This window comes from Serratia sp. MF1(2023) (assembly GCF_030954545.1).
Taxonomy (GTDB): domain Bacteria; phylum Pseudomonadota; class Gammaproteobacteria; order Enterobacterales; family Enterobacteriaceae; genus Serratia; species Serratia sarumanii.
The window spans coordinates 1-14,156 of the sequence record NZ_JAVHUX010000042.1 but is presented as its reverse complement, the minus strand read 5'-3'; the positions used below and the strand labels follow the sequence as shown (position 1 = coordinate 14,156).

Here is a 14,156-nt window from a genome sequence, read left to right as displayed (position 1 = left end):
ATGATGAAGAACTATCGGACAATCACCGCTCTGTGCGGCATCGGTTTTCTATTTTCCTCCGCAGTCGCGGCGGAAAATAAGGAAATAGACTTTTTCGGCTCCGTGGTAAGCAGACCCTGCAATATCGACCCGCAGTCTCTTCACCAGACCGTCGAGATGGATACGGTGTTGATCAAAACCTTGTACCGCTACGGCCACACCAACCCCGTGTCATTTTCCATTCGCTTAACCGACTGTAAAACCGCCGTTTTCAAATCGGTCACCGCCACCTTTACCGGCACCGAAGATGCCGAACTGCCGGGCAAGCTGGCGATCAACAATGGCGCCAACGGCGCCGCTATCGCGCTGTTTGACGGTGCTGGCAAAGCGATTGATCTGGGCACGCCGACCGATGCGGTGACATTGCAAGACGGCCCCAACGCCCTGAGGTTCAGCGCCTATGTCCAGGCCCGGCCGAGCGCGATGAAAGATAAAAGCCTTACCGAAGGCGAATTCAGTTCCGTCGCCAATTTTGTGCTGGCGTACCAATAAGCCCCGCACCGCCCCAGGGAAATCAGGAAAACGACCGGCGCGCGAACGCCGGCGATTGGCCGTCACCGTTCGCTCCGGCGCGGCGCCGCGGCCTTTTAAGGAGCCACCCATGCCAGATATTCGCTTCACGCTGTTCGACAGCGATAACTTCTACCAGCAGGGGCTGCGTCTGCTGCTGCAGGACTATCTGCACTCCCTGAACGAATGCCAACGCCTGTACCCGCAGTTCTCGCCGCTGGCGCTGCAGGCGTTGGATAACATCGAAATCGTGTTCCGCACGCCGGAAGAGCGCTGGGGCTGCGCCTGCTGCTACCGGAGCCCCTACGGCATCCCGCGCCAGCGGCAGCTGACCTTGCTGACCCTCGACGACACGGCCCAGCAACAGGTGAAAAACCTGTCTCCGCTGTTCAGCATCCACCGGCGCGACTCGGTTTACGCCATTCGCCTCAAGCTGCAGATGGCGCTGGAAAAATTCATTCAGCAGCCGTGGATGGCGCTGCACGCCGCCGACATATGGAAATGCCAGGCCTGCCGCCTCGCCGCGCTGAGCCACTGTGAGAAAAAGGTGCTGGGCCTGATGAGCAGCGGCATGTCCGCCTGCAGCATCGCCGGCCTGCTGCAGCGCAGCCAGAAAACCATCAGCGCCCACAAACGTTCGGCGATGCGCAAGCTGAACGTGCGCAAAAACAGCGAGTTGAATCGGGTGCTGCTGAATCAGCGGGAGCTGAACTGAACGACAACAGGCTCGCGAGTGACGCCAGAGTGGTTTACTCTGAATACTCATTTTCGCACTGCAAAGCGAGCCGGAATGCATGCCCAGAACAGCCAAAGCCGTTGACGTCCCCGCCCTCGGCGAGCTCGATCGTCAGGCGGGTCAACTTAGCCACCAGCTGGCGCAGGCCCTGCGCCAGGCCATCCACCGGGGCGATCTGAAAGCGGGCGATCTGCTGCCCTCGACGCGCCGGCTGTCGGCGGCGTTGAATCTGGCGCGCGGCACGGTATTGGAGGCGTTCGCTCAGCTAACGGCGGAAGGTTTTCTCGAACCGCAGCCCGGCTCCGGCACCCGGGTCGCCCACTATCAGGCGTCGCGTCGCACGCCGCACGCCACGGTGCAGGCCGCTCCGTCCACAGCCGTGCCGCTTTCCGCACAGGCGCAGCATCTGGCGCGCTTTGCCGCCCAGGCGCGGGCGTTGCCGCCGGTGCCGTTCACCGTCTCGGTGCCGATCGGCGATACCGCGCCCGACGATATCTGGCGGCGGCTCGGCAACCGCATCCGGGCGCGCGGCCCCGGCGCCCCGTCAGGCTACGGCGATCCGCTGGGCGCGTTGCCGCTGCGCGAAGCCATCTGCGACTATGTGCGCCGTTCCCGCTCGGTAAACTGCACGCCGCAGCAAATCCTCATCACCTCCGGCACGCAACAAGGGCTCTATTTGGCCGCACAGATCCTGCTGGACGCCGGCGACAGCGCCTGGGTGGAAGACCCCGCCTACGCCGGCATCACCGCCATTTTCGACAGCCTGTTTCGCGATCGGCGCATGATTAGGGTGCCCGTCGCCGCCGACGGCATCGACGTCGCCGCCGGTATCCGCCTGGCCGCCGACGCCCGCGCCGCCTTTGTCACGCCGTCGCATCAATATCCGCTGGGCATGCCGATGAGCATGGCGAAAAGAAGCGCCCTGTTGGGCTGGGCCAAAGAGCGGCAGGCCTGGATCGTGGAAGACGACTACGACAGCGAGATGCGCTACGCCGGCCACCCGTTCCCTTCGCTGCAGGGGCTTGCGCCCGAGCGAACGCTCTATCTCGGCACCTTCAGCAAGGTGCTGTTCCCTTCGCTGCGGCTGGGTTACGCCATCGTGCCGCCACCGCTGGTCGACGCCTTTTGCGGCGCCAGGATCCTGATGGATCGCCATCCGCCCAGCGCGGATCAACACGTGCTGGCCGCCTTTATCGCCGAAGGGTATCTCGACCGGCATATCCGCAAAATGCGCGGCGTCTACGCCGAGAAACGCCGGGTGCTGATCGAGGCGATCAACACGCACATCCCCGCTGAGCTGGCGATAGTGCAGCCCTGCGATCAGGGCATGCACATGGTGCTGTGGCTGAGGAAAGATCTCGATGACGTGCGGGTCGCCCAATGCGCCAACGAAGCCGGATTGGCGCTGCGGGCGGTGTCGCCGATGTATGCGCCCGGCCACGGTGAGCCGGGTCTGGTGCTGGGATTGGGCGGTTACGCCGACCGCCAGGTGCAACAGGCGGTGGAACGGCTCGGACAAGTGATCCTGGCCTGTGCCGGCAGCGGCGCCTAGCGGGAAAAGCGCTTGGCGCCGAACACGCAAACCACCACGCCGGCCATCACGGCGATCATCATCGGCTGGACGGTTTCCTGCAGCAGCCAGCCCGCCAGCGCCAGGCCAAAGAACGGCTGCAGCAGCTGCAACTGCCCGACGGCGGCGATGCCGCTCTGCGCCAGGCCGCGATACCAGAAAATAAACCCAATCCACATGCTGAACACCGAGACGTAAACCAGCGACAGCCAGGCGGCGCCGCTGACGGCAGGCCAACCGGCCGGCGCCGCCAGCCAGGTGGCCGCCAGCGTCAACGGCAACGCCGCCACCAGCGCCCAGGAGATCACCTGCCAGCCGCCGATCCGGCGCGACAGCACCGCCCCTTCGGCATAACCCAGGCCGCACAGCAGCACCGCACCGATCATCAGCGCATCCCCTTGCCAGGCTCCGCCGCTCCCCTGGCTTAACGCGAAAGCGCCCACCAGCACGGCGCCGACGCCTGAAAAAGCCCAAAAAGCGGGCTTGGGCCGCTCTCCGCCGCGCAAAACGCCAAAACTGGCCGTCGCCAACGGCAGCAGGCCGATATACACCAGCGAATGCGCCGAGGTGGTGTGCTGCAGCGCCAGCGCCGTCAGCAGCGGAAAACCGATGACCACGCCGAGCGCCACAAACAGCAGCGGCGGCAAATCGGCCCGCGTCGGCCGCGCCTGCCGGGTGATCAGCAGCGCACACAGCGCCAGCAAGGCGGCGATCGCCGCCCTGACCGCCGTCAGAAACAGCGGATCGAGCTCCAGCACCGCCACCCGCGTGGCGGGCAGCGAGCCGCTGAAAATAATCATGCCGAGGAAGCCGTTCATCCAGCCCTGGGGCGAATGCCCGGCGGCGGGATGCGCAGGGGGAACAACGAGAGTTTTTTCAGACTGACTGTCCGTCATGTGAACGCTCCGCACGCCTGAGGCATACCGAAATCGGCAACCCGCGAGGCGATGTCATAGTGAAAGAGAACATCGTTCCCCGGCGTCACTTGCCGGGGCCAGGTTCTATTTTTCAGATAAAGCGGTTCACGGACAGGTCCGGATAGCGAGATTTTCACTGTGCCGGTTCCGCTAACGCCAAAGAAGGGCGTTTTTCGGGCTGTCCTTGGCCGTTTGGCGGCTCTGCCTGCGGGGTATCATGGACTTTTATGCGTTTTTGCAGAACAGGACAAGGTGCGGTGCCGTGGTGAAACCCTTCTTACGCAGTGGCAGTTTGGATGATGTGCTGGCTTTAGGTGAAAACGGGCAACCGATCTACGCCTGCGCGCAGCAGCTGCGGGAAACCCTGCGTCTTCGCCGGCAGCAGCAGGCCGCCGACTGTCTGGCGATCCCCCAGCCGAACGAAAGCGGCACCCGCATCGACTGGTATGCGCCCTTCCCCGGCAAGGTCACCTCCTGGCTGGCGGCGAGCGACGCCCAGCGCGCGCAGGCGGTGCGCCACCTGGAACACTGCCTGACGATCTTCCGCAGCCTGACGGAACAGGCCCAGGCGACCGATCACCCCAGCCATCGCCTGTTCGGCGCGCTGCTGGCCAAAGCGATGCACATGCCCGACCCCAACCACGTTTACCTGGTGGACGATCGGCCGGTGCTGACCTTCTGGGGCTTTATCAAGCCGCAGGCGCAGAGCCCGGACGATCCGCTGGCCTGCCTGCGCCCGCTCGAATCGGAAGTGGAAAAACCGGCGCCGATCGCCGCCGCACCGCGCAAGACGGCCGTTGTCGAACCGGTAAAACCGGCCCCGGCCGCCGAGCCTGAACCGGCGCCCGCCCCGGCAGCGCCTATCGAATCCTCTGCCGTCGTTCGCCCGCGCCGGCGCTACGCTCTCTGGCTGTTGCCCGTACTGTTGCTGGGCAGTGCGGCGCTGGCCGCCTGGCTGCACCGCTCACCGCCGCCGCAACCGGCGATGCCGGCGGAGGTCCAGCATCCGGCGCCGCCGGAAAAAACCGCCGCGCCGTTGCCCAAGCTGCGCTTACCGCTGGCGCACGCGACGCTGATGCCGCCGCCCCCGGCGCCGGTCATCCCGCCGCCGCTGGACAAACATGCGCTGGTGCTGCCGCCCAAGGCGGTGAAGGCCGGCTCCACCCGTTTCCTTAATGGCAAATGGCGCGCCACGGTGGCGCTGAAAGACCCGATTACCGGCAAGCGCCCCAGCCTGCAATATCGTCTGAACGGCGGCAAAGGCAGCGCCGTTATCGCCTACGGCGACGGCGTCAGCTGCCGGGTGGCGGTCGAAGCCGGGCTGATGCAGTCCGGCAATCTGGTGATCAACAGCCGCACCAAGGCGCGCTGCAGCGACGGCAGCCGCTACCAGATCCCGGAGATCGTCTGCCGCCAGGGCGAAACCGGCGCGGCGGAGTGCACCGGCCGCTACGATGCGGACACCACCTATCCCATGACGTTCAAGCGCGAGAGTAAATGATGCTGGCACCCCTTACGGACTACAAACACGGCATTACGCTGATTCAGGACAGCGGCATTCAGTTTCTGGACTTTGCCCTGACGCCGCTGCTGGACGCCGAGTTTCCCGGCAAATTCGTGCGCAAGACCGCCAGCGGCCCGCTGCTGCGCCTGCAATGGGAGGCCGAGAGCGGCAAATACCAGCTGCCGGCCGTGGGCGACCAGGCCGCCGAAGTGGTGCGGCCGGAGTTCAGCTATCCGCTGCAGCAGTCGCTGCACCTGCTGGATAAGCTCTGGTTGCCGCTGCCCTGCTTGCGCCACACCCCGGCGGGCCTGTTCTTGTCGGGCCCGGACAACTGGGCGCGCCTGCAGGTGGTGCAGTTGGATGAACCGGATCAGGATGGCAACCTGCTGCGCATGGTGCTGGCCTTCGACACCCGCGCTGCGGCGCCCGGCCAGGAGGCGCTGGCGCCGGGCGAAAGCGATCTCGGCACCGATCTCCGTTTCGCGCTGGCGCACCGCAACCACGAGCTGGGCGAGTTCCTCGATCTGACCTGGGTGGACGGCTGGCTGCGCGAGGCGTTCAGCCAGCGCGCCGCCGAGCGGGAGCAGCGCGCCGAAGTGGAGATCAACGCCGGGCTGAAAACCTTCGAGTATCAGGCGCACTACCTCAATCTGTTGCACATGCTTGGCCATCAGCTGGCGGTGCCGCAGATAAAGATGGTGGCGGCGACGCTGCAGCAACCGGCGATCGACGTCGATCTGGTGCTGGACGTCGGCAACTCGCACACCTGCGGCGTGCTGGTCGAGGATCATCCGGAGGAGAGCAACGGCCTGAAGCAAACCTACGAACTGCAGCTGCGTTCGCTGTCCGAGCCGCACCGCGTCTACAACGAACTGTTCGAGAGCCGGGTGGAGTTTTCTCGGGCCGGCTTCGGCAAGCCGCATCTGTCTTTCCAGAGCGGGCGCGACGACGCCTTCCAGTGGCCGTCCATCACCCGCGTCGGCCGCGAAGCCGCGCAACTGGCGCAGCGGCGAACGGGCCATGAAGGCACTACCGGCATTTCCAGCCCGCGCCGCTACCTGTGGGACGAGGAGCGCTATGCGCCCGGCTGGCGCTTCAACGAGCAGCACGAGCCGATGGCCGCCGCCGCGCCGTTGACCACCCTGATCAACGACGAAGGCGTGCCGCTGTTCGCCCTGCCGACGGCGCAACGGCTGCCGGTGTTCGCCGCCCATTACAGCCGCAGCGCGGTGATGACGCTGATGCTGAGCGAGCTGCTGGCGCAGGCGCTGATGCAGATCAACAGCATCGCCCAGCGCAGCCGCATGCCGAACGCCGCCGCGCCGCGCCGTTTGCGCGCCATCATTCTGACGCTGCCTTCGGCGATGCCGAAACCGGAGCGCGAGATCTTCCGCCGCCGCATGCAGGAGGCGATCGGGCTGGTGTGGAAGGCCCTCGACTGGCACCCGCAGGATGCGCCGTTCGACGGCGCGCACGCCCGCTTCCCGGCGCCGCAGGTGCAGATGGAGTGGGACGAGGCCACCTGCGGCCAGATGGTCTATCTGTACAATGAAACCCAGGTGAACTTCGCCGGCCGCACTGACGCCTTTTTCGCCGCCATGGCCCGGCCCGACCGGCCGCTGGCGCCGGATGAGCAGGCGGGCAAAACGCTGCGCATCGCCTCCATCGACATCGGCGGCGGCACCACCGATCTGGCGATCACGCACTATTCGCTCGACGACGGCGTGGGCAACAACATCAAAATCAACCCGCGCCTGCTGTTCCGCGAGGGCTTTAAGGTCGCCGGCGACGATATCCTGCTGGACGCCATCCAGCAGTTTATCCTGCCCGCCGTGCAGCAGGCGTTCGAAGCCGCCGGCGTAAGCGCCGCCCCGGCGTTGATGGACAGGCTGTTCGGCAACGAAGGGCGTATGGACGGGCTTTCCACCCTGCGTCAGCAGGCCGCGCTGCAGATTTTCATGCCCGCCGGGCGCGCGCTGCTCGGCGCCTATGAAGAATACGACCCGCTGGACAGCCGGGCGGAAATCGCCGCCAGCCTGGGCGATCTGCTGCCGCAGCCGCCGACGCCGCAGGTGCTGGCGTTTATCAACGGCGAGGTGCAGCGCGAAGCCGACAGCGACGCCTTCGAGATTCTGCACACCCCGCTGGTGATCCGCCTGGCCGATCTGCACGCCGCCTTCTTGTCCGATCGCATCGGCATCGGCCGCTGCCTGCGCCTGCTGGCCGAGGTGGTGGCGCTGTATACCTGCGACGTGCTGCTGTTGACCGGCCGCCCGGCGCGTTTCCCCGGCGTGCAGGCGCTGCTGCGCCACCTGCAGCCGCTGCCCGCCAGCCGCATTCTGCCGCTCGAGGGCTACCACACCCGCAGCTGGTACCCGTTCAACAAACGCGGCCGCATCGACAACCCGAAATCCACCGCCGCGGTGGGCGCCATGCTGTGCCTGCTGGCGATCGACCTGCGGCTGGAGAGCTTTTACTTCAACGTCGGCGATTTCCAGCCTTACTCCACCATTCGCCACCTGGGCATGCTGGACGGCAACAACATGCTGGCGGACGATAACGTCTATTACCGCGACATCGATCTGGATCGCGCCGACTTCGCGCTCGACCCCGCCGGCAGCTTCCAGCTGCGCGGCCCGCTGCGCCTGGGCTTCCGCCAACTGGACAACGAACGCTGGCCGGCCTCGCCGCTCTATACGCTGACCATCAATGACGCCCAGCTGGCGCGCAAACTGGCCGGCGACGCGGTGATCACCCTGCGGCTGGCCATTACCGCCAGCGCCGAACAGGGCGCGGAAAGCGTCAGGATCGCGCAGGCGTTGCTGGCCGACGGCAGCCCCGTCCCGGCGCACCATCTGCAACTGAAACTCAATACCCTGGCTGCCAGCGCCTCCGGCGCGACCCACTACTGGATAGACAGCGGGAGCATTTACCCACGATGAAAGCTATCACTACCGCCCAATCGGCCCCGAACCACGCACTCAGCGCCGGCATTCTGCAGGCGATCGCCTGGGTGGACACCGCGCGCCGGCAGTCCACCCGTTTGGAACGGGAAGCCGATCGCCTGACGCTGCGCCTGCGCCGTTGCCATAACCGCGCACTGCAATTGGCGAAGGCACAACCTGCGCAGGTCGCTATCGGCCTGTACGGCCACAACGCCGCCGCCAAGGCCCACCTGCTGGCGGCGCTGGCCCCCGGCGCAGAAAGGCTGCACGGCGACGCCGCGCTGGCGGTGCGTTACTGCGCCACCGCGCCGACGCCGTCCACCGAGTATCCTCTCGCCCTCGCGCTGCTCGATGAAGCGCAGTGGCTGGCCATCACGCTCGATGCCGCCGCGATGGGCGGCTTCCGGCTGGACTGGGACGCCCGCGCGATCGCCGGCCATCTGCAAGCGTTGGCGCGTCACCGCCAAGCCGTCGCCCTCGACGGCCTCAGCGACAGCGATGTGCTGGCGCTGTGGGATAGCCAACGCCGCCACGGCGACAAGGGGCAACAGACGCTGGACAGGCATTTCTGGCCGCAGGCCGTGGCGCTGGCGCCGCAGCTGAGCATCGACGATCGCGCGCGCCTGTTTGCGCCGCTGTGGGGAGAGGAAACGACGCTGACGGCGCATTATCGCCAGCTGGCGCACACGCTGCATGCCCTCGGCGGCAGCCGACAGGTTCATGCTCCGCACCGCGCCTTACCGCTGCTGACCGCGAGCGCCGCAGCGGAAAACGCCGCGATCGTCGTGATGGCCGAACACGGCGGTGAACGGAAGATCGCGTTGAGCGATCTGACCTGGCTGACCGCCGAAGTCACCACCGTTCTGCCGCAGACGGCGCAGGCGGGCCTGCCCGCCGACGTGGCGCTGATCGACCTGCCCGGCAGCCGCGCCTGCCCGCAGGCGGAACCGACGCAGCGGCTGCAACAGGCGAAACGCGCCCATTTGCTGACCCGCTGCGCAGACGGCCTGCACGCCAACCTGCTGCTGGTGGCCGATGCCGCCGCCACGCCGCAGGACGCCGCTCGCGTCGGCCAGGCGCTCGCCAACTGGGTCAATCAGACTCAGGGAGAAACCCCGGCGCTGCGCCAGCGCCGCAAACCCGGCCTGATCTGGGCGATCACGCCGTTCGATCAACGCGGGGAAGGCAAAGCGCGCCCCGACGACGCCGTACAGCGCCAGGTCGGCGAGCCCGGCGACAGCTGGGCCACGCTGCTGGCGCTGGATGAACAGGATTGCCGCCGCATGGTGAGTTACCTGGCCACCCAGGCGCGCCCGGCCCAGAAGCAAGCGCGCCTGCTCGAACAGCGTGAAGAGTTGCTGCGTGAGCTGACGGAAAGCCTGCTCGGCAACTGGCTCACCGCCGCCGATCCGCACGCGGCGCAGCAACGCGGCCAACAGCTGCTGCGCGCGCTGCAGGCGCAGGCCGGCCGCCACGGCGAACTGCTGGAACGGCTGTTGCCGCAGCGCGATACGTTACGCCAGCTTTATCAGCAACAGCAGCACGCCGCGCCGGCCCCGACGACGACGCCTGTACCGTTCGGGCTCGACATCGATCTGTTCGGCGCACCGGAAACCCCGGCACCCGGCGAGCCCCCCGCGTCATCCTTTGCCGCGCGGGTATTCGCGGATTGGATCAACCATCTGCGCAGCCTGCCGGACAGCCGCCGGTTGCTGGAGCTGCTCGGCGTCGAAAAGCCGCACCTGGAACTGCTGGTCGATGCGCTGATCGGCGCCGCCTGCCGCCTGCGGCTCGATGATGAGCTGGAACGCGCGCTGTGCGCCGGGGGCCTGCCGGAACAGAGTGAAGATCGGCAAATCAGCCAGGCGCTGGCGATACTGGGCGACTTCGTCGCCTGGCTCGGCTTCCAGCGGCGCGATGCGGCAACGCGCCCCGAGAGCCGCGTCAACCCCGGCCAGCCGATCTTTACCCCGCCGCCGCAGCCGGCGGTGGACTGGAGCAGCCAGCAGCGGTTAACCCGGCTGGCGCCGACGCCGACCAAAAACACCGCGTTTTATATCTATGACTGGCTGATCGGCCTGCAAACCCTGCTGGCGGAGAATGCGGCGACGGAAAGCGCGCTCGGCGAGGCGCAGCGCGCGGCGTTGGAAGAGATCGTGGCGACTCTGCGATAAGCGGCGGCTCTGGCAGCAATAGGGGGCGAAAACAGGATAAATCGGGCGTTGCCGATTATGCTGATGAGTAACGCAGCGATTCTGGGAGAAAATCATGCCCCCTTTCAGCCTGAAGACTATCGATCATGTGGTTCTGCGCGTGCGCGATGCGGAAAAAAGCCTGCGGTTCTATACCCAGACGCTGGGTTGCGACATCGCCAAACGGCGGCCCGATTTGGGGCTGGTGCACCTGCGCGCCGGAACGGCCATGATTGATCTGGTCGACGTGAACGGCCAGCTTGGAAAAAAAGGCGGCGACGCGCCCGATCCTCACCGGCAAAATGTCGATCACCTCTGCCTGCGCATCGATCCTTTCAACGAAGACGAACTGCTGGCCTATCTGCGATCGCAGGGGATCGCCGTCGACCCTGCTGAATCGCGCTACGGCGCGGAAGGCGACGGGCCATCGATTTACTTCAGCGATCCGGACGGCAATCGCATAGAGCTTAAGGGGCCGGCGGCCGATTAAATCACGGTGTGTTCCGGATGTCGGATAACCATAAAATAGCCTTCTAAATCGGCCTAGCCCCTTCACGCTGCTGAACGTTAACGCCCCTGCGCCGCCAACGCCTGGGCGCAGGCCCAGGCCGAGCTCCACGCCCACTGGAAGTTGTAGCCGCCCAACCACCCGGTCACGTCCACCACTTCGCCGATAAAATAGAGCCCCGGCGCCTTGTGGGCTTCCATCGTCTTGGAGGAAAGTTCGTTGGTGTCGACGCCACCGAGCGTCACTTCTGCCGTGCGGTAGCCTTCGGTGCCGTTCGGCTGCACGCGCCAGTTCTGCAACAGCTCCACCAGCGCCGCCTGCTGCGGCGCATTCAGCTGCTTCAGCGTGGCCTCCGGCAGTTGTCCCAGGGTTTGCAAGCACTCCACCAACCGCTTCGGCAATTGCAGCGCCAGGGTGTTTTTCAGGCTTTGGTTCGGGTGCTGGCGGCGTTGATCATCCAGGAAGGCCGCCAAATCCAGCTCAGGAAGTAAGTTAATGCTCACATACTCACCCGGTTGCCAGTAGCTGGACAGCTGCAGCACCGCCGGGCCGGACAGGCCGCGATGGGTAAACAGGATGCTTTCACGGAAGCTGACGCCGTTCTCGGCGGTGATCACCGCCGGCACCGAGACGCCGGACAGCGTCTGCACATGCTCCAGCAGCGGCTTATGCAGGGTAAACGGCACCAGCCCGGCGCGCGTCGGCAGCACCCTGAGGCCGAACTGCTCCGCCAGCTTGTAACCGAACGGCGAAGCGCCCAGCCCCGGCATGGACAAACCGCCGCTGGCCACCACAAGTGAGCGAGCACTCACTTTTTCACCATTCAGCGCCAGCGCGTAACCATGTTCGGTTTTCTCCACGCCCAGCACTTCGCTGCGCAGGCGCACCGTCACCTGGCCCAGCTCGCACTCTTTGACCAGCAGATCCACCACCTGCTGCGCCGAGTCGTCGCAGAACAGCTGCCCCAGCGTTTTTTCATGGTAGGCGATGCCGTAGCGGTTGATCAGATCGATGAAGTCCCACTGGGTGTAGCGCGCCAGCGCCGACTTGCAAAAGTGCGGGTTGTTCGACAGGTAGGCCGCCGGTTCGGCGTACATGTTGGTAAAGTTGCAGCGCCCGCCGCCGGACATCAGGATCTTGCGGCCCGGTTTTTTGCCGTTGTCGAGCAGCAACACGCGGCAACCGAGTTGCCCCGCCTGCGCGGCGCAAAACATGCCGGCGGCGCCCGCCCCAATCACTACGACATCAAACTGTTCCACCTGAGCCTCACTTATCAAAACCACAATCGCGACAAAAGGGCGCCATATTACGCCGTTTCGCCGCCGGTCACCGCCAAATTCACGGCGGCAGATTGTAAAGCCCCGGCGCCGCCAACGCCATAGTAAGAAAATATTACAGAGGTCAGAGGAGAATAACGCATTGATATTCCATATTTTTGTTATAGGCGCGTCATCATTTCGTCATGTCCAAATCAAAAAAACGTCATATTTTCCTTTTCCCCGGCCCCGGTTGTCACTGATAATGCGCGGCGTTCATGTCCACAAACTGGCGTAACGCTTATGCTGCATTTGTTCGCTGGCCTGGATTTCCATACCGGCCTGATGTTAATTCTCGCATTGTTGTTCGTGTTGTTTTATGAAGCCATCAACGGTTTTCATGATACGGCCAATGCGGTCGCTACAGTTATTTATACCCGCGCCATGCGCTCGCAACTTGCGGTCGTGATGGCAGGTTTGTTCAACTTTCTTGGCGTAATGCTCGGCGGTTTGAGTGTTGCTTACGCCATCGTCCACTTGCTGCCTACCGATCTGTTGTTGAACGTCAGTTCAGCACACGGATTAGCCATGGTCTTCTCCATGCTGTTGGCGGCAATCATCTGGAACCTCGGCACCTGGTATTTCGGTCTGCCGGCCTCCAGTTCCCATACGCTGATAGGCGCAATCATCGGTGTCGGTTTAACCAACGCCCTGATGACCCACACTTCAGTGGTGGATGCGCTTAACGTCCCGAAAATGATTGGCATTTTCCTTTCTCTGCTGTTCTCGCCGCTGGTCGGCATGATGGTGGCGGGAGTGATGGTGTTCGCCTTGCGCCGCTATTGGAGTGGCACCAAGAAACGCCAGCGTATCCACATGACCCCTGCGGAACGTGAAAAGGTCGACGGCAAACGCAAGCCGCCGTTCTGGACCCGTATCGCGCTTATCCTGTCGGCGATTGGCGTCAGCTTCTCGCACGGCGCCAACGACGGCCAGAAAGGCATCGGCCTTATCATGCTGGTGCTGATCGGCGTTGCGCCGGCCGGCTTCGTGGTCAATATGAATGCAACCGGTTATGACATCACCCGTACGCGTGACGCCGTGACCCACCTGCAGCAATATTACCAGCAGCACGGCGACGCGCTGTCGCATGCGGTGTCGTTGACGCCGCTGGTGCCAAGCCCGGATGACGAAGCTGCGCCGAACAAGCCGGCCGAGTTCCACTGCGACAGTTCGCGCGCCATGCCGGCGATCGAGCTGGCTCAGGGCATGCTGACCAACCTGCAAAGCTACGATCAGCTGACGGTTGAGCAGCGCAGCCACCTGCGCCGCCTGCTGATGTGCGTGACCGACACGGCGGATAAAGTCGCCAAGCTGCCGGAAACCTCATCCGCCGACCAGCGCTTCCTGAAGAACCTGCGTCAGGATCTGCTGCAGACCGTCGAGTACGCGCCGATGTGGATCATCGTCGCCGTCGCGCTGGCGCTGTCGCTCGGCACCATGGTGGGCTGGAAACGCGTGGCCACCACCATCGGCGAGAAGATCGGCAAGAAAGGCATGACCTACGCCCAGGGCGTATCGGCCCAGATGACCGCGGCGCTGTCTATCGGCGTGGCGAGTTATACCGGCATGCCGGTCTCCACCACCCACGTCCTCTCTTCGGCGGTTGCCGGGACGATGATCGTGGACGGCGGCGGCGTGCAGAGCAAAACCGTGAAGAACATCCTGTTGGCCTGGGTACTGACCCTGCCAATCTCGATCCTGCTTTCCGGTGCGCTGTATTGGGTTGCGTTGAAGCTGATCTAAGCGATAAGCATCATGAGGAAGGCGGCCGCAGGGCCTAATGCCGATCGTTTAAGGATCAATTGACCGATCCGGTAGTTGCTGTAAAAAGGGTCCATGGCATCATCATGGACCCTTAAAATGGAACTTTCCCAGGCTCTTGGCATTATCAATTTCACCACACCCGAGCGTGCTCG

At 64.6% G+C, this 14,156-nt stretch carries 10 protein-coding genes; 8 read left to right on the top strand and 2 right to left on the bottom strand.

Translation table 11 applies throughout. The features are described from left to right. The 3 genes from REA38_RS19955 to REA38_RS19945 all read left to right on the top strand — a co-directional run bounded on the left by REA38_RS19955 (position 1) and on the right by REA38_RS19945 (position 2,837). Complete coding sequence (locus tag REA38_RS19955) at positions 1 to 531, top strand: fimbrial protein (RefSeq protein WP_223307131.1); 531 nt, start codon at positions 1 to 3, stop codon at positions 529 to 531. A gap of 109 nt (positions 532 to 640) precedes the next feature. Beyond that, complete coding sequence (locus REA38_RS19950) at positions 641 to 1,264, top strand: LuxR C-terminal-related transcriptional regulator (RefSeq protein ID WP_308886506.1); 624 nt, start codon at positions 641 to 643, stop codon at positions 1,262 to 1,264. 79 nt (positions 1,265 to 1,343) lie between these two features. Continuing rightward, positions 1,344 to 2,837 carry a PLP-dependent aminotransferase family protein gene (locus tag REA38_RS19945; RefSeq protein WP_060439534.1) on the top strand — a complete coding sequence of 498 codons (1,494 nt, stop codon included), beginning with the start codon at positions 1,344 to 1,346 and terminating at the stop codon, positions 2,835 to 2,837. Here REA38_RS19945 and REA38_RS19940 read toward each other — a convergent pair. After that, positions 2,834 to 3,751 carry a DMT family transporter gene (locus tag REA38_RS19940; protein WP_374213802.1) on the bottom strand — a complete coding sequence of 306 codons (918 nt, stop codon included), beginning with the start codon at positions 3,749 to 3,751 and terminating at the stop codon, positions 2,834 to 2,836. The two genes, REA38_RS19945 and REA38_RS19940, sit on opposite strands and share 4 nt — an antisense overlap. A gap of 283 nt (positions 3,752 to 4,034) precedes the next feature. Between REA38_RS19940 and REA38_RS19935 the strand changes: the two genes are divergently transcribed. From REA38_RS19935 to REA38_RS19920, 4 genes are all read left to right on the top strand, one after another. After that, positions 4,035 to 5,273 (top strand): SrfA family protein, encoded by a 1,239-nt coding sequence (locus tag REA38_RS19935; protein ID WP_308886504.1) that lies wholly within the window; start codon positions 4,035 to 4,037, stop codon positions 5,271 to 5,273. Further along, a complete protein-coding gene (locus REA38_RS19930; protein WP_308886503.1) occupies positions 5,273 to 8,218 on the top strand; it encodes a virulence factor SrfB in 2,946 nt (981 codons plus the stop codon). Before REA38_RS19935 ends, REA38_RS19930 begins: the two co-directional genes overlap by 1 nt. Then, entirely contained in the window at positions 8,215 to 10,395 is a 2,181-nt protein-coding gene (locus tag REA38_RS19925) for a virulence factor SrfC family protein (protein ID WP_308886502.1), read from the top strand. Before REA38_RS19930 ends, REA38_RS19925 begins: the two co-directional genes overlap by 4 nt. A 94-nt stretch (positions 10,396 to 10,489) precedes the next feature. After that, the gene (locus REA38_RS19920; protein ID WP_060706893.1) at positions 10,490 to 10,903 is read left to right on the top strand and encodes a VOC family protein; all 414 of its coding nucleotides are present in this window, start codon (positions 10,490 to 10,492) and stop codon (positions 10,901 to 10,903) included. A 77-nt stretch (positions 10,904 to 10,980) separates the two neighbouring features. Here the strand turns inward: REA38_RS19920 and REA38_RS19915 are convergent, their stop codons facing one another. After that, positions 10,981 to 12,180, bottom strand: coding sequence for an NAD(P)/FAD-dependent oxidoreductase (locus tag REA38_RS19915; RefSeq protein ID WP_130042594.1), 1,200 nt, complete (start codon positions 12,178 to 12,180; stop codon positions 10,981 to 10,983). Between the two features lie 300 nt (positions 12,181 to 12,480). On the opposite strand from REA38_RS19915, the gene pitA reads away from it, so the two are divergent. Continuing rightward, a complete protein-coding gene (pitA, locus tag REA38_RS19910) occupies positions 12,481 to 13,983 on the top strand; it encodes an inorganic phosphate transporter PitA (RefSeq protein WP_033636373.1) in 1,503 nt (500 codons plus the stop codon). Positions 13,984 to 14,156: the final 173 nt, after the last annotated feature.

Bases quoted from the DNA above. Each gene is read 5' to 3' on its own strand.
- REA38_RS19920 (WP_060706893.1), top strand. From the start codon at position 10,490: ATGCCCCCTTTCAGCCTGAAGACTATCGATCATGTGGTTCTGCGCGTG.
- REA38_RS19940 (WP_374213802.1), bottom strand. From the start codon at position 3,751: ATGACGGACAGTCAGTCTGAAAAAACTCTCGTTGTTCCCCCTGCGCAT.
- REA38_RS19930 (WP_308886503.1), top strand. From the start codon at position 5,273: ATGCTGGCACCCCTTACGGACTACAAACACGGCATTACGCTGATTCAG.
- REA38_RS19925 (WP_308886502.1), top strand. From the start codon at position 8,215: ATGAAAGCTATCACTACCGCCCAATCGGCCCCGAACCACGCACTCAGC.
- REA38_RS19945 (WP_060439534.1), top strand. From the start codon at position 1,344: ATGCCCAGAACAGCCAAAGCCGTTGACGTCCCCGCCCTCGGCGAGCTC.
- pitA (WP_033636373.1), top strand. From the start codon at position 12,481: ATGCTGCATTTGTTCGCTGGCCTGGATTTCCATACCGGCCTGATGTTA.
- REA38_RS19950 (WP_308886506.1), top strand. From the start codon at position 641: ATGCCAGATATTCGCTTCACGCTGTTCGACAGCGATAACTTCTACCAG.
- REA38_RS19955 (WP_223307131.1), top strand. From the start codon at position 1: ATGATGAAGAACTATCGGACAATCACCGCTCTGTGCGGCATCGGTTTT.